This window comes from Gemmatimonadota bacterium (assembly GCA_016714015.1).
In the GTDB taxonomy this organism is placed as follows: Bacteria; Gemmatimonadota; Gemmatimonadetes; order Gemmatimonadales; family Gemmatimonadaceae; genus Pseudogemmatithrix.
The window spans coordinates 1,294,062-1,320,762 of the sequence record JADJNZ010000001.1 but is presented as its reverse complement, the minus strand read 5'-3'; the positions used below and the strand labels follow the sequence as shown (position 1 = coordinate 1,320,762).

27 protein-coding genes are annotated in these 26,701 nt (G+C 68.6%); 19 read left to right on the top strand and 8 right to left on the bottom strand.

From position 1 onward, the window contains the following. The gene (murB, locus tag IPJ78_05650) at positions 1-1,005 is read left to right on the top strand and encodes a UDP-N-acetylmuramate dehydrogenase (GenBank protein MBK7906034.1); all 1,005 of its coding nucleotides are present in this window, start codon (positions 1-3) and stop codon (positions 1,003-1,005) included. Here murB and IPJ78_05645 read toward each other — a convergent pair. Beyond that, the gene (locus IPJ78_05645; protein ID MBK7906033.1) at positions 930-1,562 is read right to left on the bottom strand and encodes a hypothetical protein; all 633 of its coding nucleotides are present in this window, start codon (positions 1,560-1,562) and stop codon (positions 930-932) included. The two genes, murB and IPJ78_05645, sit on opposite strands and share 76 nt — an antisense overlap. Then, positions 1,559-3,724: a hypothetical protein gene (locus IPJ78_05640; protein ID MBK7906032.1), complete on the bottom strand. Its 2,166-nt coding sequence runs from the start codon at positions 3,722-3,724 to the stop codon at positions 1,559-1,561. The genes IPJ78_05645 and IPJ78_05640 overlap by 4 nt, the downstream gene beginning before the upstream one ends. Positions 3,725-3,832: 108 nt before the next feature. Here IPJ78_05640 and IPJ78_05635 point away from each other — a divergent pair, with 108 nt between their 5' ends. The 3 genes from IPJ78_05635 to IPJ78_05625 are packed head-to-tail and all read left to right on the top strand — an operon-like array spanning position 3,833 to position 6,512. Then, entirely contained in the window at positions 3,833-5,305 is a 1,473-nt protein-coding gene (locus IPJ78_05635) for an SLC13/DASS family transporter (protein ID MBK7906031.1), read from the top strand. 29 nt (positions 5,306-5,334) lie between these two features. Continuing rightward, positions 5,335-5,853: a hypothetical protein gene (locus tag IPJ78_05630; GenBank protein ID MBK7906030.1), complete on the top strand. Its 519-nt coding sequence runs from the start codon at positions 5,335-5,337 to the stop codon at positions 5,851-5,853. After that, positions 5,853-6,512 carry a DNA-3-methyladenine glycosylase I gene (locus IPJ78_05625; GenBank protein MBK7906029.1) on the top strand — a complete coding sequence of 220 codons (660 nt, stop codon included), beginning with the start codon at positions 5,853-5,855 and terminating at the stop codon, positions 6,510-6,512. The genes IPJ78_05630 and IPJ78_05625 overlap by 1 nt, the downstream gene beginning before the upstream one ends. Here IPJ78_05625 and IPJ78_05620 read toward each other — a convergent pair. From IPJ78_05620 to IPJ78_05605, 4 genes are all read right to left on the bottom strand, one after another. After that, positions 6,466-6,762, bottom strand: a complete 297-nt coding sequence (locus tag IPJ78_05620) for a hypothetical protein (GenBank protein MBK7906028.1) — start codon at positions 6,760-6,762, stop codon at positions 6,466-6,468. The genes IPJ78_05625 and IPJ78_05620 overlap by 47 nt on opposite strands. Positions 6,763-7,050: 288 nt before the next feature. After that, positions 7,051-7,947, bottom strand: a complete 897-nt coding sequence (locus IPJ78_05615) for an endonuclease/exonuclease/phosphatase family protein (protein ID MBK7906027.1) — start codon at positions 7,945-7,947, stop codon at positions 7,051-7,053. Next, the gene (locus tag IPJ78_05610; GenBank protein MBK7906026.1) at positions 7,944-8,960 is read right to left on the bottom strand and encodes a TerC family protein; all 1,017 of its coding nucleotides are present in this window, start codon (positions 8,958-8,960) and stop codon (positions 7,944-7,946) included. Before IPJ78_05610 ends, IPJ78_05615 begins: the two co-directional genes overlap by 4 nt. Next, positions 8,933-9,292 carry an arsenate reductase gene (locus tag IPJ78_05605; GenBank protein ID MBK7906025.1) on the bottom strand — a complete coding sequence of 120 codons (360 nt, stop codon included), beginning with the start codon at positions 9,290-9,292 and terminating at the stop codon, positions 8,933-8,935. The genes IPJ78_05610 and IPJ78_05605 overlap by 28 nt, the downstream gene beginning before the upstream one ends. A 300-nt stretch (positions 9,293-9,592) precedes the next feature. Between IPJ78_05605 and IPJ78_05600 the strand changes: the two genes are divergently transcribed. The 3 genes from IPJ78_05600 to IPJ78_05590 all read left to right on the top strand — a co-directional run bounded on the left by IPJ78_05600 (position 9,593) and on the right by IPJ78_05590 (position 12,635). Then, complete coding sequence (locus IPJ78_05600) at positions 9,593-10,360, top strand: alpha/beta hydrolase (protein MBK7906024.1); 768 nt, start codon at positions 9,593-9,595, stop codon at positions 10,358-10,360. A gap of 33 nt (positions 10,361-10,393) precedes the next feature. Then, entirely contained in the window at positions 10,394-11,599 is a 1,206-nt protein-coding gene (locus tag IPJ78_05595) for an acyl-CoA desaturase (GenBank protein ID MBK7906023.1), read from the top strand. Between the two features lie 103 nt (positions 11,600-11,702). Continuing rightward, positions 11,703-12,635 carry a dienelactone hydrolase family protein gene (locus tag IPJ78_05590; protein ID MBK7906022.1) on the top strand — a complete coding sequence of 311 codons (933 nt, stop codon included), beginning with the start codon at positions 11,703-11,705 and terminating at the stop codon, positions 12,633-12,635. A gap of 78 nt (positions 12,636-12,713) precedes the next feature. Here the strand turns inward: IPJ78_05590 and IPJ78_05585 are convergent, their stop codons facing one another. Further along, complete coding sequence (locus IPJ78_05585) at positions 12,714-13,004, bottom strand: hypothetical protein (GenBank protein MBK7906021.1); 291 nt, start codon at positions 13,002-13,004, stop codon at positions 12,714-12,716. Between the two features lie 48 nt (positions 13,005-13,052). On the opposite strand from IPJ78_05585, the gene mnmG reads away from it, so the two are divergent. From mnmG to IPJ78_05525, 12 genes are all read left to right on the top strand, one after another. Beyond that, the gene (gene mnmG / locus IPJ78_05580; protein ID MBK7906020.1) at positions 13,053-14,960 is read left to right on the top strand and encodes a tRNA uridine-5-carboxymethylaminomethyl(34) synthesis enzyme MnmG; all 1,908 of its coding nucleotides are present in this window, start codon (positions 13,053-13,055) and stop codon (positions 14,958-14,960) included. Positions 14,961-15,140: 180 nt separating this feature from the next. Then, positions 15,141-16,910 carry a hypothetical protein gene (locus IPJ78_05575; protein ID MBK7906019.1) on the top strand — a complete coding sequence of 590 codons (1,770 nt, stop codon included), beginning with the start codon at positions 15,141-15,143 and terminating at the stop codon, positions 16,908-16,910. 217 nt (positions 16,911-17,127) lie between these two features. Further along, positions 17,128-17,823, top strand: a complete 696-nt coding sequence (locus tag IPJ78_05570; protein ID MBK7906018.1) for an SIMPL domain-containing protein — start codon at positions 17,128-17,130, stop codon at positions 17,821-17,823. Positions 17,824-17,976: 153 nt separating this feature from the next. After that, positions 17,977-18,792, top strand: coding sequence for a ParA family protein (locus IPJ78_05565; protein ID MBK7906017.1), 816 nt, complete (start codon positions 17,977-17,979; stop codon positions 18,790-18,792). 235 nt (positions 18,793-19,027) lie between these two features. Further along, positions 19,028-19,864, top strand: a complete 837-nt coding sequence (locus IPJ78_05560; GenBank protein ID MBK7906016.1) for a ParB/RepB/Spo0J family partition protein — start codon at positions 19,028-19,030, stop codon at positions 19,862-19,864. Positions 19,865-19,887: 23 nt separating this feature from the next. Continuing rightward, complete coding sequence (locus IPJ78_05555; protein ID MBK7906015.1) at positions 19,888-20,358, top strand: hypothetical protein; 471 nt, start codon at positions 19,888-19,890, stop codon at positions 20,356-20,358. 28 nt (positions 20,359-20,386) lie between these two features. Next, positions 20,387-20,833 carry a polymer-forming cytoskeletal protein gene (locus IPJ78_05550; protein ID MBK7906014.1) on the top strand — a complete coding sequence of 149 codons (447 nt, stop codon included), beginning with the start codon at positions 20,387-20,389 and terminating at the stop codon, positions 20,831-20,833. 118 nt (positions 20,834-20,951) lie between these two features. Further along, positions 20,952-21,953, top strand: coding sequence for a BMP family protein (locus IPJ78_05545; GenBank protein ID MBK7906013.1), 1,002 nt, complete (start codon positions 20,952-20,954; stop codon positions 21,951-21,953). A 20-nt stretch (positions 21,954-21,973) separates the two neighbouring features. Continuing rightward, positions 21,974-22,729, top strand: coding sequence for a Nif3-like dinuclear metal center hexameric protein (locus IPJ78_05540; protein ID MBK7906012.1), 756 nt, complete (start codon positions 21,974-21,976; stop codon positions 22,727-22,729). 80 nt (positions 22,730-22,809) lie between these two features. Beyond that, positions 22,810-24,186, top strand: a complete 1,377-nt coding sequence (locus IPJ78_05535; protein ID MBK7906011.1) for an ATP-binding cassette domain-containing protein — start codon at positions 22,810-22,812, stop codon at positions 24,184-24,186. Further along, positions 24,183-25,142, top strand: coding sequence for an ABC transporter permease (locus tag IPJ78_05530; protein ID MBK7906010.1), 960 nt, complete (start codon positions 24,183-24,185; stop codon positions 25,140-25,142). Before IPJ78_05535 ends, IPJ78_05530 begins: the two co-directional genes overlap by 4 nt. Next, positions 25,142-26,047, top strand: coding sequence for an ABC transporter permease (locus tag IPJ78_05525; GenBank protein MBK7906009.1), 906 nt, complete (start codon positions 25,142-25,144; stop codon positions 26,045-26,047). Before IPJ78_05530 ends, IPJ78_05525 begins: the two co-directional genes overlap by 1 nt. On the opposite strand, the gene IPJ78_05520 is transcribed toward IPJ78_05525, so the two are convergent. Then, positions 26,044-26,649, bottom strand: coding sequence for a hypothetical protein (locus tag IPJ78_05520; GenBank protein MBK7906008.1), 606 nt, complete (start codon positions 26,647-26,649; stop codon positions 26,044-26,046). The genes IPJ78_05525 and IPJ78_05520 overlap by 4 nt on opposite strands. Positions 26,650-26,701: the final 52 nt, after the last annotated feature.

Sequence of the window (26,701 nt, the reverse complement as noted above, 5' to 3'; positions counted from 1 at the left end):
ATGCATCCGTCGCGTTCGAGTGGCCCGCGTCGATCCCCGCAGCAGGTCGCTGCGGCACTGACACCGGTCTTGGGAGCTGAGCGGCTCCGACTCAACGAACCGCTCGCTCCGTACACCACGTTCCGCATCGGCGGTCCCGCCGACGTGCTGTACGATGCCACCTCGGCCGACGAACTCGCTACCGCGCTCGCCACGGCGCGAGCCGACGGGATCCCCGCCTTCGTCCTCGGACTCGGAGCCAACATCCTCGTCGGCGACCTCGGGTTCCGCGGACTGGTCATCCGGAACGTGGCGCGCCGGATCACCGACCTGGGCGGCGGCCGCTTCCACGTCGAGAGCGGCGTGGTGGTCGCCGACCTCATCAAGCGAACGGTCGCCGCGGGATGGTCGGGGCTCGAGCACTACGTCGGCATCCCGAGCACCGTCGGCGGCGCGGTCTGGCAGAATTTGCACTTCCTCTCCCCGGCGCCGGACCGCGCCCGCACGATGTACATCGCCGAGGTGGTCGAGTCGGTGGAGCTCCTTGGCGCGGACGGGACCCGCACGACCGTCGACCGGGAGGCGATGGGCTTCGGGTACGATCAGTCGCGGCTGCACGACGGGACCGAGACCGCCCTCGCGGTCACCTTCGCGCTCGAGGCCGGTGACCCGGCCATCCTGCACCGCGTGATGCAGGAGAACCTCTCCTGGCGCGGCTCGCGGCATCCTTGGCTCGAGGTGCACCCGAGCGCGGGCTCGGTGTTCAAGAAGATCGAGGGCGTTGGCGCGGGACGACTCGTGGATCAGTGCGGGCTCAAGGGATTCCGGATCGGCGGCGCGCAGATCTCCCACATCCACGCCAACATCATGGTCAACCTGGGTGGCGCGACGGCGGCGGACGTGCGCGCGCTGATCGCGCACGCCCAGCATGCCGTCCTCGAGCGGTTCGGTCAGTCCCTCGAGCCCGAGATCGGGTTCATCGGCGAGTTCTCGCCGGCGTCGACGCAGGGCGCGACGAAGAGCTGACGTCCCAGTCCGCGAACCGCGCGGGGAATAGCCCCCCCGCGCGGCACGTCACCGCGCTCGTCGCGGCGGGACAGCCCTCTCGGACCTTCGAACCACCAGATCGACGTGGTACGGTCTCGCACACCGTCCCAGATGAAGCCGCGCTGCCCCGCGCGGGGCGTGCGATGGACGTACTCCACGCGCTTGAGGGTGCCGCGCGTGCGGTCGGCGATCGCGAACAGCATCGTGGCGGAGGAGTCGGCGAAGCGCACCTGGAGTCGACGACGCACCTCGTCGTCGCGCCGGCCGGGGAGTTGAAGGCATTCGTAGAACGGGAGCGCGACCGCCGCGCCGGTGCCGAGCGAGCGATGGAGCGCGAACAGCGGTGCGACCGCGTCCGGCAGGGTCGCGATGGCCGCCGAGTCCCCTGTGCTCGAGTCGGCGAGGAGCATGGTGAAGGGGGCGTCGGCCGCATGGGCCTCGACGACGCCGCGCTGGACGGACCACGCCGCCACGACCGGCGCGGCCACCACGAACGCCGCCAGGCACACGACGCCGAGTCGTCCGCGCGCGATCACCAGCGTTGACCGAACTCGACGAAGAAGCGCAACGGCCCAGGACGGTCGACCGGCTGCGCGAGCACGAGGCCCAGCGACCCCCCGAAGAACCGGAGTGCCGCGCTCACGGTCGTGCGTGGATGACCGGTCGGCGTGGATCCGAGGGCGGTGACGGTGGCGAGGGCGTCGGGCGTCGACGCCCGCGCCCATCCCGACTGCACCCCGAGGCCGATCGCCGGAGCCGCGGGCGGGAGCCAGAGGCGTTGCGTCACCTGGATCGGTGCGCCGAAGAGCGGCAGGCGCCAGAGCGCACCGAGGCGTGCCACGGCGGCTTGGTCGCCGGCGAACTGCTTGTAGTCGTAGCCCGGGAGGTTCTGATTGCGACCGATCTCGAAGAGCTGCTGTGGTGGCGCGTGCGGATCGGTCACGCCGAGATCGAGTCGCGCGCCGAGCGAGAACGGACCGCGATTCGCGCGCGTCGTGAGACGCAACTCGGCGCGCTGATAGGCGAGGGGACCGTCGCCGCGCTCAAAATGGAAGCGCATCCCGTTGCCCGCCCGCAGGAACTCGAGCGCGACGTCGGGACGATAGTCCCAGGTCAGCGCACTGCGCGTGTAGCGACCGGGGACAATCGCCCGGTTCGGGCGGAAGTCCTCCCCCACGCCGAGCGGGCTACGCACGACCTGCATCACGGCATCCCGATCCTCCGCCACGCCGAGTTCCAGACGCAACTGGCTCCGGCTCTGACTGCCGAGGAACCGCAGCCACTGCGCGCCGGCGGTCCATCGATCGACGTAATCATAGTTGTCGCGCCCGAGGATCGCCCCGAGCGTCGAGCCCGAATCGAACGGATTCCGGAAGTCGTTCGTGAGATCGAGCGAGCGCTGCAGGCGAAGCGCAACGAGTGATCGGTCCTTGCGGTGCTCCACCACCACGCGTCCGCGGGCCGTGCCTTCGCTCCAGGCCCATCCCGCGGCGCCGCGCAACGTGAGGCCCGGCGCCGCATCGCGGAACCGCATCACGGCACCGATGCCCGTGAAGATCCCCTGGACGCGATCCGCGCGGATCACGTCGCCGAGGCGCTCGGTCTCGATCGAGAAGCGCGGCGGTCCGGTGGCACGCCAGCGATCCGGCGCGACGTCGTTGAAGTCCTCCGCGCTCACCTCCGCGGTCATCTCGCCGAGCTCCGTCGTCCACTGGCTGAACGCGCGCAGCGTGTCGTTCGCCGCGACGGCGAGGCGGAACGGCTGGATGCGGAGCGTGTCCTCCGCCGAGCCGACCATCACGTCCGCGGGCACCGGCGTGAGTTCGCGATCGACGAAGCGCGTGAGGATGCGGAAGACCGCGCGCCCATCCCCGACGGTGTTCGAGGTCGCATGGGCTTCGAATCGCTGACGCAGCGGCAACCAGAACTGCCCCTCGACCTCGGCGTTCTCCGCCTCCACGTAGGCCACACCCTGGAGTCCCGCCTCTCGCAGCAGGTCGAACTTGGGCTTGGGGCCGCCGACCACGGCGAAGTACCCGCGCAGCCGCACGATGTGATTGCGCGAGGCATCGAGATCGATCTCTCCGAGGAACACCACGCTCTTGGCCGGCACGTCCGGGCGGAGGGCGACCACCACGCGGACGATCGGGATCTCGCGCCCGTTGGCCCGCATGATGACCACGGTATCGCCACCGGAGAAGCGATAGTATCGCTCGCGATCGGTCGCGAGCGGATGGATGGCGTAGAGCGGGTCGCCACCGCGCCGGCGATCCCGGCGTCGTGCCGATTCGCTCGTGTCGCGCCCGAAGAGCAGTGCGATCCGGTTCCCGTACAATGAGGGGATCGCCCATCCGCTCCGGAAGAGCCCCAGACTCGAGAAGGTCGTCCCAATCGCCTGCGTCCGGTAGCCATTCACCTCCTGCTGATACGCCCCGGTGCGATCCCAGGTGAGGATGCTCGCCACCTGCTCCAGCGAGACGGCCATCTCCATCCGCTCGGCGCGCCGGTTGCCGATCGAGATCTCGCTCTCGAGGTGCGCCCGATAGCCCCCGAGGGAATCGGGAACGCGCCGATTGATCTCCGCCGCCGCCGCGACGAGGGTGCGAAGCGCAGGAGAGGCGTACGTCAGCGAGTCCGTCCGCGGGACGGTATCCGCGGGCAACGCGAACGCGAGAAGGAGGAGGGGGAGCGCGAACACGTCCGAATATGGTGGGATTGAGCGCTGGAGGAGGTACGCGCCGCCCTGCGCGAGAGATTCTACACCGCCGCTTGCTCGAAAGGCATCGGCTGGACGACCTTTGGCCCGATGGAAATCCCCTCGCCCGCTCCTGCCGTCCGCGCCTTCTCGCCGGCCAGCCTGGTCGCGCTCCTCGCGGGACCGCTCCTCGGACTCGTGGTACGCGCCCTTGAGCCCGGCGGGCTCTCGGGACCCGCGGCCTCGGTCCTCGGCGTCGGCGTCTGGATGGCGACGTGGTGGATCTCCGAGTGCCTCCCGCTCGCCGTTACGGCGCTGTTGCCGATCGCGCTCTTCCCGGCGCTTGGCGTGGCGACCACCAAGGAGGCGGCGTCGAGCTTCGCCAACGAGGTGGTGTTCCTGTACCTCGGCGGCTTCCTGCTCGCGGCCGCGCTCGAGCACTGGCATGCCCATCATCGCATCGCCCTCGGCGTCATCGGGCGCGTCGGGACGAGCTCGAGGCGACTCGTGCTGGGCGTGATGCTCGCGACCGCGTTCGTGTCGATGTGGATCTCCAACACCGCGACGGCGGCCATGATGTATCCCATCGCGATGGCGATCGGCGCGCTCTTCGGCGATGGGGAGGCCGCGCGCAGCCAGCGCGTCGCGCTGCTCCTCGGCGTCGCCTTCGCCGCGAGCATCGGCGGCATGGGGACGTTGCTCGGGACGCCCCCGAACCTCATCCTCGCTGGCGCAGCGAAGGACCTCGCGGGGATCAACCTCGACTTCTTCACGTTCCTGCGCTACGGGCTGCCGATCACCATGATCCTTCTCCCCGCCTGCTGGATCCTGCTCGTCTTCGTCTTCCACCGTGAGCGCGTCGAGCTCGGCGCGGACGGCCTCGCGATGCTCGCGAAGCGGCGGACCGACCTTGGTCGGCTCGAGGGCGGTGAGCGTCGCGTCATGTTCGTCTTCGCCGCGATGGCGCTGGCCTGGTTCTTCCGCGAGCCGAAGGAGATCGGATCGCTGCACATCGTCGGGCTCACCGCGCTCATGCCGAGCCTCACGGATGCCGGCATCGCGGTCATCGGCGGCATCACGCTCTTCCTGATCCCCGGACGGACGCGGGACCGCGGCGAACGTCCGCTCCTCACATGGAAGGAAGCGCGCGAGATCCCATGGGACGTGCTGCTCCTGTTCGGCGGTGGCCTCTCGCTCGCGGCGGGCATGGAGTCGAGCGGCCTGGCCGCGCGCATCGGGGTCTGGATGTCCGGCCTGCAAGGACTGCCGCTCCCGCTCGTGCTCATCGGCGTGGCGACCGCGACGGTGATCGTCTCGGAACTCGCCTCCAACGCGGCCACGGCATCGATGGGGATGCCGATCGCCGTCTCGCTGGCGCAGGCACTCGGCCAACCGCCGCTGATGGTGATGCTCGTCGTCGGACTGTCGGCGTCGGTCGGCTACGCCCTGCCCATGGCGACGCCGCCCAACGCCATCGTCTTCGGGAGCGGCGAACTCTCGGTGCGGGACATGGCGCGTGCCGGGCTCGCGCTCGACGTCGTCGGCATCCTGGTCGTCGTGGGCGTCGTCCTCGCCGTCTTCTAGTCGCGCGCCCGACGGGATATCGTTCCGCCGTGCCACTCCGCGACTACTCCTTCATCGCCGACACCGATTCGCTCGAGGCGCTCCGCCGACTCCGACGCGGGTGGGCCGGGTGGATGCTCGCGGAGGGCGAGTTCCACGTCCGGCTCCGCGACGGGGGCACGGTGCGAGCCCATGTGGACGCCGCTGTGATCGAGCCCGGGTTCGAGGTCTCCTGCCTCGTCGCCGACTTCCTCCCCGACGCGGCCGATGTGCCCGCGCGCGATTCCTCGTTCACTTCGGATGCGAACGACGTCGCGCTCTTCCGGGGCGAGACCTGGCTGGAGCCGCGACCGGACCTCGGACCCGACCATACGATCCAGTTCAGTGCGATCCCCGGCTTTCCGATCCCGGACGGTGCGGTCGCCTCGTGCCAGTTCACCGATGCCATGGCGATCACGACCGACGGCGCGGCGATGGTGGTACGACTGGCCCTGCGACCCGGCTGGCTGGAGGTCATCGAGGAGCCGGCGGCGGTGGCGGAGTTCGTCTCACAGCGCGGCTTCACCTGATGGCGCAGCTCGCCGACGGACTCGTGCGTCATGCGGACGGCGTGGTGCGCTGCTGGTGGTGCGGCACCGATCCGCTGTACGTTCGCTACCACGATACCGAGTGGGGCTCGCCGGTCACTGACGAGGTCCGACTCTTCGAGAAGATGTCGCTCGAGGGGTTCCAGGCGGGACTCAGCTGGCTCACCATCCTTCGGAAGCGCGAGCACTTCCGAGCGGCGTTCGCGGGATTCGACCCCGCGAAGGTCGCGCGCTTCGGCGCACGGGATGTCACGCGCCTGCTCGACGATGCGGGCATCGTGCGGCATCGCGGCAAGATCACCGCGGTCATCGAGAACGCACGCCGGTACGAGGCGCTGTGTGCGGAGTTCGGCTCGCTCGCGGGATTCATCTGGAGTTTCGAACCGCCGGCATCGGAGCGGACCGCGCGGGTCGTGCGCGCGCGGATCCCCGCGGCGACGGAGTCGTCCGCCGCGATGTCGAAGGCCTTGAAGGTGCGGGGGTGGCGATTCGTGGGACCGACTACGATGTACGCGCTGTTCCAGGCGATGGGGCTCGTGAACGACCATCTCGACGGCTGCGCGCGGCGCGCGGCGGTCGACTCCCTTCGTGCGGCTACCCGCGTACCCCGAGCAACTGCGCCAGCCGGGCGTGCGCGATAGCGCGGACGCCGGGATCTTCGAGCCGGAGTGCGTCGGCGATCGCGAGCAGACGGTAGGTCGCGGGTGAGCGATCGACGAGTCCGTGGGCCGCGCGGTAGAGCGGCGCGAGACTGAATCCCTGGACGGCGGCGGGGTGCAGTGGAGCCGGCCAGACGACGACGTCGACCGGGTCGATCTCGCTCGAGAGCGGGGGGGCCGAGTACGCGGTCGGGATGCCGCGTACGAGGACACCCTTAGGGGCGGGGAACACGAAGCGGACGCCGTGGGTGAGGAACTCCAGGAGCGCGCGGGCATTGGTTCCCCTTGCGCCGGGGCGGAGTAGTCCCGCGACGCTGAGACGACCGATCGCAGCGTGTACCTGACTTGGAACGACCCCGAGTTCGGTGGCGAGGCCTTCCAGAGTCCCCGCGGGTTCGGTCAGTCGGAGGGCGAGCGCAATGTCGAAGGGTCCCGTTCTGTTCTGTGCTGGCATTTCATATTCTAGAAATTGATAAATGGTTATGCAAGATGTACTTACGAGTCAGTTGATATCCATGTCCTAAAGTCCACCTCGCAGGCGAAGCACGCCCCAGACGGCGAAATGATCCGAAGCCCACAGCGATCCCCAGCGGCGTCGGTCGATTCCCGCGTCCACCACGCGCCACGCAGGGGTCGCCAGGATCGCGTCGATCTTCTCTCCCGACCGGTCGCCTCTGAAGCCGTTGAAGGTCCCGCCCCACTGCTCGTACGTCGCCAGCTCGCGGTGCACATCCCGCAGTTGGACGCCCGGATCCGTCGTGAGTGTCACGAAGGCCGGGTTCGAGGGCCCTGAGTTGAAATCCCCCAGGACGAGGACGGCGTCGGTCGTGGACGGCGACGCCTGCAGGCGCTCGAGGAGGAGCTTCGCGCTTCGTTCACGCGACGGCTGCGACTCGTGGTCCCAGTGCGCGTTGTAGACCCGCACCGAGTCCCCCGTCGCTCGGTCCACCACCCGCACCCAAGTCGTGATCCGGGTGATCCGGTTCCCCCAATGCATCGAGCCCGGCACTCCCGGGGTATCGGACAGCCAGAACGTCCCTTCATCGATGATCGTGAACCGCGAAGTGTCCACCAGGATCGCAGTGTATTCGCCGGACCGACGGCCGTCGTCACGACCGACGCCGACCTCCCGGTAGCGCCCCAATCCGCGCCCCAGTTCGTCGAGCTGGAAGCGTAGCGCCTCCTGCACGCCCAGCAGGTGGGGCGCGTGATCCTCGATCGTCGCGAGCACGGCGGCCCGACGATTCGGCCAGGCATGCACCCCGTCGTTCGCCGTGCCGTAGCGGATGTTGAAGCTCATCACCCGCACCGGCGCCTGCGCGGCACCCGCCGCCGGGGACGCGCCGAGCAACACCGCCACCAGCACGAGGCCCAGGCGAGCGGCGCGCGTCCGCACGTCGGGGCGCGCGCGCTTCACGCCGCTCCCGGCCGGCGATCGGCGATCCAGCTCGCGACCCCGCCGCCGATGAGCACGGTGAAGATCACGCCGAGGAGCCAGAAGTTGGAAGCATCACCCAACCAGTGCTTGATCCACTCGGCCGTCAGCATCTTCACGCCGACGATGGCGAGCACCAGGGCCAGTGAGACCTTCAGGTACTTGAACTTCTGGATCAGGCCGGCCAGGCCGAAGTAGAGCGAGCGCAGGCACAGGATGGCGAAGACATTCGACGTGAACACGAGGAAGGGGTCCGCCGTGATCGCGAAGATCGCGGGGATCGAGTCCACCGCGAAGATGAGATCCGTCGTCTCCACCAGCACGAGAGCGACCGCAAGCGGCGTGAGGAACCTCTTCCCGTTCAACTCGACGACGAAGTGCTGCTCGTGGAAGCGGTCGGTCACCGGGAAATGGCGCCGGAGCCATCGCGTGACCCAGCTCTCGACCTCCTCCTCGTGCTCCTGCGTGCTCTGGAAGAGCATGCGCACGCCGGTGAAGACGAGGAAGGCGCCGAAGAAGAGGAGGATCCAGTGGTAGCGCGCCACGAGCTGCGCACCGACCCCGATCATCGTGCCCCGCATCGCCAGCGCCCCGAGGATTCCCCAGAAGAGCACCCGATGCTGGTACATGAGCGGGACCTTCAGGTGCTCGAAGATCAGCGCGATGACGAAGACGTTGTCCATCGAAAGGCTGAGCTCGACGACGTAGCCGGTGAGGAACTTCACCGAAGCCAGGCGCCCACCGTTGACCTGCCCGTCCACCGCATCGATCGCCTGGCCGAGGCCGAGCCAATGCGCCTCGTACGCATAGTACACGAGCACGGCGAACAGCCCGGCCATCACCACGGTCCCCGTGGTGAAGATCATCGCCTCGCGAAGGGTCGGCGCGTGGGACTTCCGATTGAACACACCGAGGTCGAGCGCGAGCACGACGGCGATGAACGCGAGGAACCCGCTCCAGGCCCAGATCACTTGGTGCGCTCCGCGTCGATCCACGCGGTCCACTCGGCCTCGTTCACGCCGAGCGTGAGCTTGCTGCCGAATCGGGTCAGGGGCGTGGTGAGCAGGAGCGGTTCCTCGGTGAGGAGCGTGAGCCAACGATCATCGGAGAGTCGAGAGGCGCCGAGCCCCAGGTCCTGGTACCGCCGCGAGGTCTTGTCGATGAGTGGCGTCAGTCCGAACTTCTGCACGAAGCGTTGCAGCTCACCCTTGCTCGCCGCGCGTTCCTTGAGATCCACGAAGTGCACCCGCACCCGACGCTCGCTCCAGAAGCGAAGGCTTCGTCGGGTGTCCTGGCTCTTCTGGGTCCCGAACACCTGCACTTCCACCCGGTCGTCCCCCGATATTGCACGGTTCGTTCCCGGGGCAGGGCACGATGGCCCCGGGCATCCATCACACAATCTACCGAGTCGTCCCTGTCGAATCACCCGCCGTTCCGGCCCGCCTGGTGGCTGCCGGGGCCCCACCTGCCGACCATCTGGGGAAAGCTCGCCCGGCGTCTGCCGGAGGCGCACGACCGGATCGAGTCGTGGCCGACCCCGGATGGCGATCGCGTCTCGGTCGCGCGCCTCGATCCCGCGACGCCGGACGCGCCGATCATCGTCCTGCTCCACGGACTCGAGGGAACCGTGCGCTCCAAGTACGCCCAGGGTCTCATGCATCTGGCGCGTGCGCGTGGTTGGGGTGCGGCGATGCTCATCTTCAGGACCTGCGACGGTCGCATCCCGGACTCGCCTCGGCTCTACCACTCGGGTGAGACCACGGATGCCGAGTTCGTCATCCGGCGGATCGCCGCGGAACGGCCGGGCCGCCCCATCCATCTCTTCGGAGTCTCGCTCGGCGCGAACGTCCTCCTGAAGTGGCTCGGCGAGCTGGGAACCCGTGCGCCGCGCGAGATCGTGCGCGCCGCCGCGGTCTCGACGCCGTTCGACCTCGCGGCCGGAAGCCGCTACCTCGAGCAAGGCCTGTCCCGCATCTATGTCAGGCACTTCATCCGGTCCCTGCGCGCCAAGGCGCTCGCCGCCTTGGAGCGGCATCGGGACCTGCCCGTGGACCGCGTGCGGCTCCTGACCGCGCGGTCCTTCTGGGAGTTCGACGAAGTCTTCACCGGTCCCGTGCACGGGTTCCGCGGTGCGGACGACTACTATCTACGCTCGAGTTCGATCGGATTCCTGCCGGACGTCGCGGTGCCGACACTACTGTACTCGGCCGTCGATGACCCATTCCTCCCCCCGGTCGTCCTCGATCGAGTGCGGGAGACGGCATCACGGAACCCGATGTTGCGCATCGATTTTACCGCATCGGGGGGACACGTCGGGTGGGTCGCCGGGCCTCCGTGGGCGCCGGTGTATCACATGGAAGGCCGCGTGATGCATTGGTATGAGACCGCAACCTGATGCGTTAGATTGTGTTGATAAGCATTCTCAACAATCCGTAAGGACGACACCGTGAGCGCTGCTGTTTCCGAGTACCACGACGACATCATCTATCCGAACACCGCGGCGTTCATTTTCGTCCACCTCGCGCCGCTCGCGGCCATCTGGACGGGGGTGACGACGACCTCGGTGTTCCTCGCCGTCGCGCTCTACGTCGCCCGCATGTTCGGGATCACCGCCGGATACCACCGGTACTTCTCGCACCGGTCGTTCAAGACGTCGCGCGTCATGCAGTTCGTCTTCGCCTTTCTCGCGATGAGCTCCACGCAGAAGTCGGTCCTCTGGTGGGCGGCGTTGCATCGCCACCACCACCGGCATTCGGACCAGGAGGACGACGTGCACTCGCCGCTCCACCGCGGCTTCTTCTACTCGCACGTCGGCTGGATCTTCGACAAGAAGCACGACGAGACGCGGCTCCATGAGGTCCCCGATCTCACCAAGTATCCGGAGCTGATGTTCCTCGACAAGCACCAGCTGATCCCGGGGATCACGCTGGCCATCGCCTGCTTCCTCATCGATGGGTGGGCCGGCCTGTTCATCGGCTTCTTCCTGAGCACCGCGGTGCTCTACCATGGCACGTTCTTCATCAACTCCCTCGCGCACGTGCACGGCAAGCAGCGCTACGTCACGGGCGACACCTCACGCAACAACTGGTGGCTCGCGATCATCACGCTTGGTGAGGGGTGGCACAACAACCATCACGCGTACCAGCGCTCCACGCGTCAGGGGTTCCGCTGGTACGAGTTCGACCCGACCTACTACGCGCTCAAGGTGATGAGTTGGGCTGGGCTCGTTTGGGATCTCGGTGAACCGCCGGTCGAGGTCGTCCGCAACGAACGCCGCCTTGGCGCCGCGGTCCTCGAGCGCGTCGCGCGGCAGCTCGCCGAACGCTTCCCACCCGGGACGGTGGCGGCGCAGGTCGCTCAGGCACGGGAGAGCTTCGATGCGCACCCCAAGGTGATCGAGCTTCGGGCGAAGCTCGCAGCAGGCCAGACGCGCGCAGAGGAGGCGTGGCACGAACTGGAGCAGCACCTGCCGCACCTCCCGCATCTGCCGACCGCCGCCGAGCTCCGGGCGCGGGCGCTTCAGATGTACGCGGACAGCCCCTCGACCGACGAGATCGTCGCGCGGGCCCGCCAAGTGATCGCCGAGCGGTTCAGCATCGAGGTTTTCCCCGAACTGCGCCCGGCCCTCGCCTAGGGTTCATGCCCTCACGAACGGCGGGACACGATGGCACGTTATGGGGGTGGCGAGAAGCCATCCCCATTCGCGTTCCCGCCCTCACCCTCGGAGACTCCCCCGCATGAAGCCGTCGCTCCTCCTTCCCGTCACGCTCCTTGCACTCGGCGCCTGCACCGCGCAGCGCCTGACGCCCGAACAGGCCAATCTCGCCGCCGCAGCGGATGAGCACGCGGACCACGAGATGTCGGGCGGGGCCACGCATGGACCCGCCGTGCTGGGGGAGGCTATGCAGCAAGCCCCCGGGATCGCGCCAGGTGCGGCCGATGCGGCGGCCCGACTTGCCGCCTCCACACGTCACGGCGAGTGGGCCATGATCCCAACCGCCGGTGGGGCGAAGGACTCGATCGCCGCATGGGTGGTCTACCCCGAGCGGCGCGACAATGCGCCGGTGGTGGTGGTGGTGCATGAGATCTTCGGTCTGTCGACCTGGGTCCGGAGCGTCGCCGATCAGCTCGCGGCCGATGGCTTCATCGCGATCGCGCCCGACCTGCTGTCGATCGAACGGGGGGGAGCCACGACCGACACCATCGCCACGGCGCAGGCGACGGCGCTCATCCGGAACGTCTCGCCGGACAAGATGAACGCGATGGTCGCCGCGGTGGCGCGCTACGGGATGGCGCTCCCGTCGGCGAAGAAGACCTATGGCATCGTCGGCTACTGCTGGGGCGGGTCGGCATCATTCAATCACGCGGTGTTCAATGCGCCCGGCCTCGCGGCCGCCGTGGTGTACTACGGCGCCTCGCCGGCCGACTCGGCGATCGCGACGGTCCGGATTCCAGTCCTCGGCTTGTACGGCGGCAACGACCAGCGCGTGAACGCCACGATTCCCCGTGCCGATTCCGTGATGAAGGCCATCGGCGGCACCTTCGTCAGCCGCGTCTACACCGGTGCCGGTCACGGCTTCCTGCGACAGCAGGCGGACACCGCGAACCTCGCGGCCGCTCGGCAGGCGTGGCCGGAGACGGTGGCGTGGTTCAGGAAGTACCTGCGATAGAAGAGCAGAGCGTAGAAGGCAGAAGCGGGGGGCGGCCGATGGCCGCCCCCCGCTTTCCGTTTCGATCCCCGGACGCCGCTACGACCGCGGCTCCCCGACCCACACGCCAAGCCACTCGGGGAGATTCCCGCTCATCTCGAGGAAGTCGTCGAAGTACACCAGCCCCTTGTCCTCGAGGGCATTCACGAGCGCCCCCAGAGCCGCCTCGTCCCAGACCGGCCCGATGCAGATCACCGACTGCTCCACCCGGAACTCGTCGGGGGTCAGGTTGAGCCAGGTGTCGAACATCTCGCGCGTGAGCTGGGCGGATTCGAAGGCGGGACGCCGGATGATCAGGGTCGGCGCGTTGTGGATGAGCGGAAGGGGCATCGGAAGGGTCCGGTCGAGTGGGCGTGGCGCTGCAAGTAGATTATCGGCGTGCGGCATTCGGCGCAGGGGTTCGACGTCGTCGTGATCGGCGGTGGGCACGCGGGCACCGAGGCCGCCGTGGCCGCCGCGCGCCGCGGCGCGCGCGTCGCCCTGCTCACCACGTCGCTCGAGACACTCGGCCAACTCTCCTGCAATCCCGCCATGGGTGGTGTCGCCAAGGGGACGGTCATTCGCGAGATCGACGCGCTCGGCGGCATCATGGCGCGGGCGACCGATCTCGCGACATTGCAGTTCCGCATGCTCAACCGCGGCAAGGGCCCGGCCGTCTGGGCGCCGCGCGCGCAGGCCGATCGCGGGCTCTACCGACGCGCGGTGCGTGACCTGGTCGAGGCGCGACCCGGGCTGACTCTGGTGCAGGGTACCGCGGCCCGCCTGCTCCTCGGCGCGAGCGGCAGGATCGAGGGCGTGGAGTCGAGCGAGGGGCTGCGACTCGAGGCGCGTGCCGTGGTGATCTGCACGGGGACCTTCCTCCGCGGTCGCATCCACATCGGCACGACCCACAGCATCGGTGGCGGGCGCGCCGGAGAGGCCGCCACGACGACCCTGGCCGAGCAGTTCGCGGACCTCGGGCTGACCACGGCTCGCTTCAAGACCGGCACCCCGCCACGGATCGATGGCCGTTCGGTCGACCTCGATCAGCTCCAGCGCCAGGACAGCGAGATCGAGGATTTCGACTTCTCCTGGTCGGCCTTCTGGCCCGTGCCCCGCCGACAGGGGATGAGCACGCGTCATCCCGAGCAGCTGCCGTGCTGGATCACCTACACGGGGGAGGCGCTCAGGACACTCGTGCAGGAACGGCTCCACGAGTCGGCGATGTACGGTGGTGCGATCGGCGCCCGAGGTCCGCGATATTGCCCGAGCATCGAGGACAAGGTCGTCCGCTTCGCCGAAGCCGAGCGCCACATGCTCTACCTGGAGCCCGAGGGACTCGACACCCCCGAGTTCTACGTGAACGGCCTCTCGACCTCGCTCCCAGAGGAGACGCAGCGCGCGATGTTGCACACGATCCCGGGGCTCGAGCGGGCGGTGATGACCCGCCCCGGCTACGCGATCGAATACGATTACGTCCCGCCGACCCAGCTCGTGTCGACGCTCGCGACGCGCGTGCTTCCCGGCCTCTTCCTCGCCGGTCAGATCAACGGGACCACAGGCTACGAGGAGGCCGGGGCGCAGGGAGTGGTCGCCGGCCTGAACGCGGCGGCGCACGCGCTGGACGCGGACCCGCTCGTCCTCGGACGCGAGACGTCGTATCTCGGGGTGCTCGTCGACGACCTCATCACGCGCGGCGTCGATGAACCCTACCGGCTCTTCACCTCGCGATCCGAGTTCCGCCTCACGGTGCGGCAGGACAATGCCCTCGGCCGGCTGTATGGCACCGCCAGCGCCCTGGGCCTGCTGTCCGAGGCCGAACGTGCCCTGGCGGATCGGCGACTCGACGACGAGTCCGAGGCCGAGCGGCTCGCCCGATCGGTGACGATCTCCCCGAGCGCGGCGGCGGCCGTCCTCGACCGGGCCGGGGAGCGCGGCCTGCAGCATGGTGTCCCGATCCTCGAGGTCGCGAAGCGACAAAAAGTGGCACTTCGTGACTTATTCGTGGCCGCCGGTGTCGGACTCGCGCTGCAGCCGGAGGCCGTCATCACCGCCGACCTCGAGCTCAAGTACGCAGGCTATCTCGCGCGCGAGCGCGTCGCCGCCGCGCGCTTGAAGCAGCTCGGCGGCTTCGCGTTGCCGGCGGAGGCACCGTACTCGGCCATGCGGACCGTGAGCGTCGAGGCCCGCCAGAAGCTGGCGCAGCGGCGCCCGGGCACGCTCGCCCAGGCGGCGAGCATCCCGGGCATCAGTCCCGCGGATCTGCAGAACCTCGTGCTCGAAGTGGATCGATGGCAACGCGGCTGATCGCGATCGCCGTGCTCGCCCTGTCGCTCCTCCCACTCGCCAACTGGCTGCCGGGAGGGGAGGTGGACGGCGAGTACGCGGCGCGACTGCTCGACTGGACGTACGGCCTCGCGCTCTGCGCGGGGATCGGCGGGCTCGTGGCGTTCGTGACGCGCAGGCGCGCGGCTGTTGCTGGACCGCGTGCCGAAGCGGTCGAGTGTGGGGTCGGCGGGCCGGGGCTTCATCGCGGGGGTCGCCGCGGGTGCCCTCGCGCTCTATACGATCATCGCGCGGCAGGTCTTCACCGGAAAGCCGCTGCTCATCGACGAGATCGTGCAGGTCCTCCAGGCCCGATGGTACGCCGAGGGGCATCTGTCGGTCCCCACGCCCGCCCTGCGTGAGTTCTTCTCGATCCTGCATTTGGTCGATCTGGGGGACCGGACCTACAGCCAGTTCCCAGCCGGTGGGCCGGCGATGCTCGCACTCGGATCCGCTGTCGGCGCGGAGTGGCTCGTGGGTCCCCTAGCCGGCGCGTTCTCCGTGCTGTTGTTCGCGCGACTGCTACGGGTGCTCGAACCGAGCGCGCCACGGGGATGGCACCGGTTCGCGCTGCTGCTCTTCACCGTCGCGCCGTTCGGCGCCTTCATGTTCGGGTCGCACATGAACCACGCGACCACGCTGCTCTGGCTGCTCGTCGCGATGGCAGGGCTGGCGGGCTCGACGGCGCGCGAGGATGCGTCACCGGTCTGGGGACTCATCACCGGTCTCGGGCTGGGCATCGCCGCGACGATCCGGCCGGTCGACGCCGCAGCGTTCGCCCTGCCGGCGGCCGTCTGGCTGCTCTGGAGGGCGCGGCGTGGCGGACGCCCGATCGTCGCGCTGTTGCTCTCGGGGCTCGGTGTGGCGATGCCGATGGCGTTCCTCCTCTGGGTCAACGCACGGACGACCGGGAAGCCCTTCCTCTTCGGCTATGACCTGCTGTGGGGCGCCGGGCACGGGATTGGCTTCCACCGTTCACCATGGGGTCCGATCCACACGCCGCTGCGCGGTCTCGAACTCATCAGCCTCTACTTCACGAGACTCTCGGTCTATCTGTTCGAGACGCCGTTCCCGGCACTGCTGCTGGCCGCAGGCGCGCTCTGGTGGCGACGCGCGCTCTCCGCGATGGACCGATACCTCTTCGCGACCGCGGCACTGGTCATCGCCGGGTATTGGGCCTACTGGCATGACGGGTTCTACCTCGGTCCCCGATTCATGGTGCCGTTGCTCCCCGTCCTCGTGCTCTGGTGCGCGCGATTTCCGCTCGTCCTTCGCGAGCGGTTCCCCTCGGCTCGCGGGCTGCATCTCGCCATGCGGGCGACGCTCGTGTCCGGCGCAGCGTATGCTGCGCTCTCGCTCGCGATGGTCCGCGTGCCGCAGTACCGGAACGGGATGACGAGCATGCGGGTCGACATCGCGACAGCGTCGCGAGCGGCCGGCGTCACGGGGGCGCTCGTCCTCGTGAAGGAGAGTTGGGGCGCGCAACTCGTGATCCGGATGTGGACGCTCGGCCTCTCGCGCAGCGACACCGAGGTGCTCTACCGCAATGCCGACGCGTGCCGTCTCGAACTGGCGCTCGGCGCGCTCGAGCGGGAGGGCGTCCGCGGAACGGAGGCGCTGGCTCGGCTGGCGCCGCTCCAGGCGGACTCGGCGCGGCTGGTGAAGAGCGACCGCTCCCCTGACTTCACCGAGCGCCTGCTCCCGGGGCTCGCGTACGCGCCGATCTGCGAGGCCCGGATCCGGGAGGATCAGAGCGGGTTCTCGCACTTGGCACCGTTCCGACTCGCTCAGGACGGCAACGTCTATGCCCGCTGGTTGCCCGGACGCGAGGCGGAGATCGCGGCGCAGTATCCGGAGCGGCCCCTGTATCTGTTGACTCGACGAGGGGCAGGGGTGGAGGCGCCATTCGTCTGGCGTCGCCTTCGTCCGTGACGCCTCGGTCCTGCGGTGTGCATCCCGCGGTGTACATATAGAAGGGCACGGTCGTCTGGATGCGGGTGCCCATCACCCCGTCCGGGTGTTAGTCTAATAAGTACCACATAGTTACTAAAAGGAGTCATGGATGTCGAGTCCCCGTCCTGCGCCTTCCTCCGTGCGGCCGGTCTCCGCGCTATCGGTCGTGCCCCGTCGAATCTCGCTCGTACTCGGCTTGCTGCTGCTCGGCACTCGAGTGCTGCCCGCGCAGGTCAGCTCCGCGTCCGAGGCGCGGATCGTCACCACCGCGACGGAAGAGGTCGAAATCGCGCCTGATCGGGCGGTGATCACCTTCGCAGTGGAGACGCGGGGCCGCACGGCTGCGTCCGCCGGCACGGAGAACGCGCGCATCCAAGCGGCAGTGCTCGATACGCTACGCCGCGTCGGAATCGCATCGGCCCAACTCAAGACCCAAGGCGTGAGCATCAACCCGGAATACGAGTACCCGACCCAGGGCGGTCGTCCGACGGTCGTGGGCTATCAGGCCCACAACAGCATTCAGGTCGAGGTGCGCCAGATCTCGTTGATCGGGACCGTGATCGATGCTGGGCTTTCGAGAGGCGCGACCAACGTGGGGGGGCTTCGGTTCTTCGCCTCCAGCACCGAGTCCGCCACGCGGGAGGCGATGCGGAAGGCAGTGGCCCGGGCTCGAGCGGATGCGGACGCCATCGCCGATGCCGCCGGTGGGCGGGTGGGAGGGGTCATCGAGATCATCGCGAGCCCGAGCACCGGAAGCCCTCCAGGACCGATGGTGATGACCTCGATGGTGATGCGCGCGTCCGAAGCGGCGGACGTGCAGACGCCGATCGAAAGCGGCGTGCTCAAGGTGATCGTCTCCATCGAAGTCCGGTTCAGCTTCGTTGGGCGCTGAGCTCCAGCGCGTGCTGACGGAGGAGTTTTTCACGTGAAACGAAACCAGTTGTGGGGAGACTGTTGTTTCACGTGAAACATTCGGTCTGGTAGGTCCCGGGGTGAGCCGGTATATTCGCCGGTTCACCCCTTCTTCTTTCGTTCCAGGACATTCGTGGCCCGCATCATCGCAATCGCCAATCAGAAGGGTGGCGTCGGCAAGACGACGACCGCCGTGAACCTCGCCGCCTCACTCGCGGCCGCTGAGCAACGCACGCTACTCGTCGATGGCGATCCGCAGGGAAACGCCTCCAGCGGAATAGGCCTCGTGCGCGACGAGATCGGAGAGACGGTCTACGATGTTCTCCTCGACGCATCCCGGATCGAAGGAGCGATCGTCCGCGGCGTCCAGTTCAAGCACCTCGATGTGCTGCCGGCGACGCCGGACCTGGCGGGTGCCGAGATCGAACTCGTGTCGGAAGATGAGCGCGAGCTCGCGATGCGACGAGGGCTGGAGCGGGTCCGCGACCAGTACGATTACATCCTGATCGACTGCCCCCCCTCGCTGGGGCTGATCACCCTGAACATGCTCGCGGCGGCTGACGCCTTGCTCATTCCCCTGCAGTGCGAGTACTACGCCCTCGAGGGACTGAGCCAGCTCCTGAACACGGTGCACTTGGTCCAACAAGGCGTCAATCCGTCACTCGGCATCGACGGCGTCGTCCTAACCATGTACGACGCCCGTCTCAATTTGTCGCGACAGGTAGCGACGGACGCGCGCGAATACTTCGGCGCGAAGGTCTTCCAATCGGTGGTCCCTCGCAATATTCGCCTCGCCGAAGCACCGTCCTTCGGGAAGCCGATCATCCTTTACGACGTCGCTTCGGTCGGGGCTCAAGCCTACATGGGCGTTGCGCGCGAACTCATCGAGATGGGATCGAGCACGAGAGACGCGTCAGTGAATGGCACGGACCACGTTGGGTCAATCTGACGGAATCTCGTACGCAATATACAGTTAACCTGTTGTCATATCAGAGCTTACATTACTTCTTGATCCCACGAAACCGATCATGAGCGTCGACAAGAATCGAAGGCTCGGCAGGGGGCTCGAAGCCCTTCTGGCGCGCACACCCACAAGGCATGAGGCCGGGCCCGACGCTTCCGGACGGGAGGGGTCGCGCGACTCCACACGAGACGCCGCCCCTTCGGGATCGACCGCTCGTCCGGTGACCGAACCGGTCTCTCCGCTGCGCAACATCCCGCTCGCGCAGATCCGCCCGAATCCCCTGCAGCCGCGCAAGGAGTTCAAGCCGGAAGAGCTGAGCGACCTTGAGGCGTCGCTTCGCGTGAGCGGTCTCCTGCAGCCCGTGACCGTCCGTCCCGCCCCACGCGGCGGCGGATTCGAGCTCATCGCCGGTGAGCGGCGCTTCCGCGCGGCCCAGCGCATCGGATGGACCGAGATCCCGGCGATCGTGAAGGATGTCGATGATCGGCTGCTACTCTCGCTCGCGATGGTCGAGAACCTCCAGCGGTCGGACCTCAACCCGATCGAAGAGGCCGAGGGCTACGAGCAGCTCATCCGTGATTTCTCGCTCACGCAGCAGGAGGTCGCGGACATCGTCGGCAAGGATCGCTCGACGGTCGCCAACACGCTCCGCCTGCTCGCACTGCCAGCGACGGTGCGGCGCCTGGTGTGGGACGGGCAGCTCACCGTCGGGCACGCGCGTGCCTTGCTCGGCGTCGGCGATGATGCGCGCATCGCGGAACTCGCTCGCGAAGTCGTCGCGCAGGGCCTATCGGTACGTGAAGTCGAGCGGCGGGTCCGTGAGACCGCCCGGACGCCCACGCGGGAAGGTACCTCCTCGACCGCGCCGACCGCGACGCCCGACGCGCGATCGGCGGAGGTGCGGCATCTCGAGGACCAGTTGCGCAAGCACCTGGGCACGGACGTGAAGATCACCCAGACGGCGAAGGAACGCGGCGAGGTCCGGATCCCGTTCTATAGCGCGGACGACTTCGACCGGCTCCTCGAACTACTGCTCGGCGCCGGTCGTCTCGGATGAGCCGGAACCTGACCCCGCGTCCCGTGAAGGCGACCGGCGCGAAGGATGCGCACGGCAGCATTCTCGACCCGGCGTCGGGCGCATTGTACGTACACATGCACCGGGAAAGCGGACTCGCGCACCGGCATTACGTCCTGCGGCCATGGCAGGTGCGGGGACTCGCAATTGCGCTCTCCCGCCCCATGCTCATGCTGTATGTCGTGGCGGTGGTGACGATCGGCTGGACGTGGTCGCAGGCGATGCGAGTGCCGATGCTGCAGGACCGGATCGGCGTCCTCACACGAGAGGCGACCCAGATCGATACGCTGAGCGCGCGACTCACCGAGCTGCAACTGGCGTACGACCAGGTGCAACGCATGCTCGGGGCGACCCGAGCCACGCCCGCAACCGACACCTCACGTGCGCCGAGCCGGACGAAACCGGCACAAGCCGCGCGAGTGCCGTCCACGTCACGCGATACGGCGGAGAAGTCCGCGAACCCCATCGTGCGCTAGCACGATCCCATACGAACAGGAGCGATCCGTGGCGATCTTCGGTAAGGACGACAGCAGTGGGCGCGGAGGAAAGGGCGCCGCCGGCGAGAACACCCTCTCGATCATCTCGGCCGGCACGGTCGTCACGGGAGACATCGAATGCACCGGCGTCCTCAAGGTGGAAGGCCGGATCGACGGGAGCGTGCGCCGCGCGAGACAGGTGATGCTCGCGAAGCAGGGGGCGATCCACGGCGATGTGACTGCGAACGAAGTGGTCGTCGGCGGGCTGGTCGACGGGGCAGTGGCGGCATCGGACCGCCTGGAGCTCCAAAGCTCGGCGGTCGTCAACGGCGACATCAGCACTCGCTCGATCGTGGTCATGGAGGGCGCACGCATCAACGGCTCGGTGAAGATGACGGAGCTCGTGCTCGTGAGCCGAGGCGATGATTCGCGGGAGTCGAAGGACGCGAAGGCCGGCCGGAAGGCGCAGCAGTAAAGCGGCACTACAGAGCCACAGAAGGACTGAGAATCAGGTATTTCCACAGGATTTGTTGGTGTTATTCATTTGTTTCTTGTGTCTATTTAAAACATTGCTAAACAAGAATTTACGAAATATGCGCACCCGGAAATACCTGCGAAGTGGCTCGTTTGTCCACATCGCCCTCGCCGGTCTCCTTGCCTGCGGTGCAAACAAGGAAGTTCCTCCCGCGACGGCCGAGTTCAAGGTGGCGCTACTGACGCCTGGCCCGATCTCCGATCAGGCATGGAACGGCGCGGCGTATCGGGGTCTTGAGCGCATCCGCGACTCGCTGGGCGCGGAGATCAGTCATATCCAGACGCGCACCCCGGCCGAGTTCGAGGAGAACTTCCGGCAGTACGGGGCGAAGGGATACCGGCTCGTCATCGGACATGGATTCGAGTTCCAGGACGCCGCACAGCGCGTCGGAAAGGAGTATCCGAACTCCATCTATGTCACCACCGGCGGAACCGGAGTGGGCGCGAACATCGCCGCGCTCTCCTTCGCGTTCGACGAGCCCTCCTACCTCGCCGGCATCGCAGCGGCCTCGGTCACGAAGACCGGGGTCCTCGCGACCATCGGCGGGACAGAGCTGCCACCGGTCGAGGCGAGCTTCCGCGCCTTCGCGGACGGCGCCCGCAGTGTGCGACCGGACGTCACCGTGCTCAGTGCGTACCTGGGGAACTGGGATGACGCCGGCGCCGGAAAGGAGCAGGCGCTCGCCCACATCGCCCGACGCGCGGACGTCCTGTTCCAGAATGCGGACGCCGCGGGACTCGGCGTCTTCCAGGCGGTCCGCGAATCGCGCGGCACCTGGATCATCGGTTCGAATGCCGACCAGAACGCCATCGCGCCATCCGTCACCCTCGGCTCCGTGGTCATCGACATCCCGCATGCCTTCCTGCTGCTGGCGCGCGAGGTGAAGGACAGCACGTTTGTCCCGCGCGTCGTCCGGTTCGATACCTCGAGCGACGCGGTGCGCTGGGTCGCCAACCCGGCCATCACGGCCGTGCCGGCCGGGGTCCTCGCCGGAATCGACTCGGTGCGCGGACGCTTCGCTCGCCATGAGATGGTCCTTCCGCCGGTGCCAACGCCGTGACCGGCGTGGCGATCGAGACCATCCGCGCCCATCTCGACGAACTGCTCGACGTGGGTCGGATCGGCGACTATCCGTCGGCCTTGAACGGGCTGCAGGTCGACCATCGCGGCCCTGTCACGCGACTCGCAGCCGCGGTCGACGCTTCGCACCGCACGATCGTGGCCGCCGCCGCGGCCGGCGCAAACCTCCTGCTGGTCCATCACGGCCTGTTCTGGAATGGGCTGCAGCCCCTCACCGGTCCGCACCTGACCCGCGTGCGTGCCCTGCTCGATGCGGATCTGGCCCTCTACGCGGCACACCTCCCGCTCGACGCTCACGGAACCTTCGGCAACTCCCGACTCCTCGCTGGCACCCTCGGTCTCGAAATCACGGCCGGGTTCGCCCGGTACCAGAACATCGACTGCGGCGTGCGCGGCGAGGCGGACCTCGACACGCGCGACCTCTTCGCACGCGTGGGCGACTGGGCTACCCCGCACGGGCACCACGCTGTCGCCTCCGCGATCCCCGACGGACATCATACGCGCCGATGGGCCATCTGCTCCGGGGCGGGCGCGCAGGTGGAGACCTTGCGAGAGGCATACGCTGCGGGGATCGACACACTCATCGTCGGCGAAGGACCACACTGGACCGCCGTTGACGCGCCCGAACGTGGCCTGGTGATCCTGTACGCCGGACACTATGCGACCGAGACCCTCGGCGTCCGCGCCCTGACCTCGCATCTCGCCGAGCAGTACGGTCTGCCGTGGAGCTTCGTGGACGCACCGACCGGGTTGTGACCGCGGCGGACGCCCTCACACTCACGGACGTGCACCGCACGTTCGGCCGAACGGTGGCTCTCGACGGTGCCTCGTGTCGGGTGCGTAGCGGCACCGTCCATGCGCTCCTGGGCGAGAACGGTGCTGGCAAGACGACGCTCATGCGGATCGCCTTCGGCCTGCTGTCGCCGGACGCCGGGGAGTTCCGCATCCATGGCGAACCGGTGCGACTCGCCTCGAGTCGCGACGCGATCGCCCGAGGGCTCGGCATGGTCCATCAGCACTTCATGCTGGTACCCGCGATGTCCGTGACGGAGAACGTCGCGCTCGGGGGACGCGGACGTCTGGTGCGCGCACAGGTCGACGCGCGCATCCGCGGGATCGGGACCGCCTCGGGCCTCGCGCTCGATCCCGCCGCGCAGGTCGCAGAGCTCCCGGTGGGCGCACAGCAACGGCTCGAGATCGTCAAGGCACTCGCACACGATGCGCGCATCCTGATCCTCGATGAACCGACGGCGGTGCTCGCTCCAGCCGAGGCCGCCGAGCTGTTGCGCTGGCTCCGCCGCTTCGCCGACGACGGTGGTACGGTGGTGCTCATCACGCACAAGCTGCGCGATGCCTTCGCGATCGCGGACGACATCACGGTCCTCCGACGCGGAAGGACCACGCTCGCCGGGTCGCGCGCCGCGCTGTCGGAGGCTGACGTGATCAGTGCGCTCACCGGCGATGCCGCGGCCGCCTCGGTTCGCGCGCCCGCCGCGCGCGGACCGCTCGTCGGTCCACCCGTCCTGGCGCTCGAGGGTGTGTCGTACGACGATACCCGCGGCATCCGCCGCCTCAGCGACGTCTCGCTCTCCGTGGCCGGCGGAGAGGTCCTGGGCGTGCTCGGCGTGGAAGGCGCGGGTCAGCGGGAACTCCTCCGCGTGATGGCCGGCCGACTCACCCCGACCGTCGGGCGGGTGACGCGCCCCGCGCAGGTGGGATTCATCCCGGAGGACCGTCTCGAGGATGCGATCATCCCGGCGCTGTCGCTCACGGAGAACATTTTGCTGGCCGACGCGGGCCGCCTGCGTGGGCGGATCGATCACCGCGACGCGACGACGCGCACCCGCGGGATCCTCACCCGATTCGACGTCCGCGCGGCGGGACCGAGCGCACCGGCCGGCTCGCTCTCCGGCGGGAACCAGCAGAAGTTCGTGATCGGCCGCGAGCGCGCACAGGCGGCGCTCGCACTCATCGCCGAGAACCCGACGCGTGGGCTCGACCTGAGGGCCGCCGCCCGAGTGCTGGATGAGATCGCCGCACCGGACGGCGACGCGCATCCGGCCGTCGTGCTCCACTCCTCCGACCTCGACGAGGTGCTCGCGGTCGCCTCCCGTGTCGTGGTGTGCTACCAAGGCACGGTGCGCGAGATCCCGTGGCCTGACGATCCGGATGACCGCACACCGTTCACGCGCGCGATGACGGGAGCGGCATGACGGACGCGCTCCTCGCCCTGCTCGACGGCGCCTTCGGGTCGTCGTACGCCATCCTCTCGGCAACGCTGGTACGCGCGACCCCACTGCTGCTGCTGGGACTCGCGGTCACCCTGGCCTTCCGGGCCGGCGTGCTGAACATCGGGGCCGAGGGCCAACTCATCGTCGGCGCGATCGCGGCGAGTGCGGTCGCGCTCGGCCTGGACGCACTGCCGCGTCCCGTGCTCGTCGCGGCGATGGCCGTCGCGGGTGCGGCGGCAGGCGCGAGCTGGGCCGGTATCGCGGCCGTGCTGCGACGACGGTTCGGCGTGCTGGAGGTGATCAGCACGATCATGCTGAACTTCATCGCGCTCGCGCTCGTGGGGTGGATGGTACGCGGACCGTTGCAGGAACCGACGCACGTGTATCCACAGTCGCCCACCTTCGCGTCGCAGGCGCATTGGCCCTTCCTGATCCCGGGACAGCGTCTCCATCTGGGATTCGCCCTCGGCATCGTACTCGCGATCGGCGCGTGGGCGTGGCTCGCATTCTCCGCGTCCGGACTCCGCGTGCGACTGGTGGGGGCGGGGGCGCGCGCGGCGGCGAGCGCCGGCGGCATCGATGTGGCACGCACGACCTTCGGCATGTTCCTGCTGAGTGGTGCGCTGGCCGGCCTCGCCGGAGCCTCGGAGGTCGGTGGCGTCACCTTCGCCCTGTACGAGGGGCTCTCCCCCGGATACGGCTACACGGCGATCGCGGTGGCGCTCCTCGCGCGACTCGATCCGCGCTGGGTGATCGCGAGCGCCATCCTCTTCGGCGCACTCGAGGCCGGCGCGGCCGCGATGCAACGTGATGCCGGCGTGCCGAGCGTGGTGGTGCAGGTGTTCGTGGCGCTCACCGTGCTGGTCGTCCTGGCGGCGACGCAGCTCGGGGCGGAGTCCCGTGCCCGTGCGGCAATCGCGCGCGCTGAGGAAGCGTGATGGAAGCGATCCTCGTGCCGTTCCTCCAAGCGACGATCCGCACGGCGACGCCGCTGGCGTTCGCCGCGCTGGGTGAGCAGGTGGCCGAGCGCGCCGGGGTCATCTTCCTTGGGCTCGAGGGGGCGATCATCGCGGGGTGTCTGGGTGCGCTCGTCGCCAGCGGCCTCGCCGGTCCGGTGGCGGGATTCGCCGGCGGGATCGGCGCAGGGATGCTGTTGACCGCGGTCTTCGCCTTCTTCGTCGTGCGCCTCCGGACGGATCAGATCATCGCCGGCACCGCCGTGACGATGCTCGGGCTGGGCCTGACCGGGGCGCTCTACCGCGGCCTCTTCGGCACGGGCGGTGCGGCGCTCGGCACGCCGACCGTTGCGCCGATCGCCTTGCCAGGACTGTCGCAGATCCCGGTAATCGGCCCGACGCTGTTCCACCAGCCATTGCCGACCTACGGGCTGTACCTGCTCGTGCCGGCGCTCGCCTGGTGGATCCGCAGAACGCACGCGGGGCTCGCGCTTCGCGCGACGGGGGAGCACGCTGAGGCGGCGGCGGCGGCCGGAATCGCTCCGGCACGCGTTCGCCTCGCGGCGCTCGCGTTCACCGGAGCCATGGGCGGGCTCTGCGGTGCGACACTCGTCCTCGCGCAGGTCGGCACGTTCAGCGAGGGCATGAGCGCGGGACGCGGATTCATCGCCATCGCGATCGTGGTGCTCGGCCGTTGGTCCGTCTGGGGTACGGCGGGCGCCTCGCTGCTGTTCGGCGGCGCCTTCGCCTTGCAGTACCTCTTCCAGGCGGCGGGCCTCGCGCTGCCCTACCAGCTGTTCACCGCCTTTCCGTACGTGCTGACGCTACTGTTGCTCGCATTGCAGCGCGGCCGCACCGCAGCTCCGGCCGAGCTCGGGCGGTCCTAGGGACGGTCCCGGGGAACGTCAGGCGCGTTACAGGTGGCGCGCGCGCCGGCCCATTGCGAGATCCACTGTCCGCTCCGACGCGAGACGACCGCGAGACGTACACCAGCGTCCGTGTCCTCGATGAACGCGATCGCGATCCCGTCCGACGACACGAAAGCGCCCCCGAACTCGCGCGCGACCAGTTCTTCCTCTCGCCCGATCTCGCGCGACACCCAGCCTTCCACGAGGGGAGCACGGACACCCGCCCGGGCCCCGGGTGCCGCGACGATCGTGACGCGCTCTTCGCGTGGTGCCGATTCGATCGGAATGCGCCGCACCGCGAGCGCGACGATGGTCGTGTCGCCGTCCGCGGGCACCAGGCGCCAGGCGGACTGCACCGTGACGGGGAGTCCCGTGAACTCGGCGGACGACGTGTCGGCCGGCAGCACGTCGACCATGCGCGCGATGCGCGCGGCGAGCAGCGCGGAATCCCGGGGCGACAGCGTCTCGAGCGCCGTCGCCGGCACCGACGGGACTGCCACGGAGTCCAACGACCAGACGAGTCCTTCGACGGGATCACCCGAGACGCACGATGACGCGAGGAACGCGGGAACGGCGTCCACCACGTCTCCGCTCGTGCGCGGAGTCGTCAGGGGAGCGGCGGACGTCGAGGCC

Coding starts and splice junctions, on each gene's coding strand:
- murB (MBK7906034.1), top strand. CDS start 1: ATGCATCCGTCGCGTTCGAGTGGCCCGCGTCGATCCCCGCAGCAGGTC.
- IPJ78_05635 (MBK7906031.1), top strand. CDS start 3,833: ATGGAAATCCCCTCGCCCGCTCCTGCCGTCCGCGCCTTCTCGCCGGCC.
- IPJ78_05625 (MBK7906029.1), top strand. CDS start 5,853: ATGGCGCAGCTCGCCGACGGACTCGTGCGTCATGCGGACGGCGTGGTG.
- IPJ78_05590 (MBK7906022.1), top strand. CDS start 11,703: ATGAAGCCGTCGCTCCTCCTTCCCGTCACGCTCCTTGCACTCGGCGCC.
- IPJ78_05585 (MBK7906021.1), bottom strand. CDS start 13,004: ATGCCCCTTCCGCTCATCCACAACGCGCCGACCCTGATCATCCGGCGT.
- IPJ78_05545 (MBK7906013.1), top strand. CDS start 20,952: ATGCGCACCCGGAAATACCTGCGAAGTGGCTCGTTTGTCCACATCGCC.
- IPJ78_05530 (MBK7906010.1), top strand. CDS start 24,183: ATGACGGACGCGCTCCTCGCCCTGCTCGACGGCGCCTTCGGGTCGTCG.
- IPJ78_05525 (MBK7906009.1), top strand. CDS start 25,142: ATGGAAGCGATCCTCGTGCCGTTCCTCCAAGCGACGATCCGCACGGCG.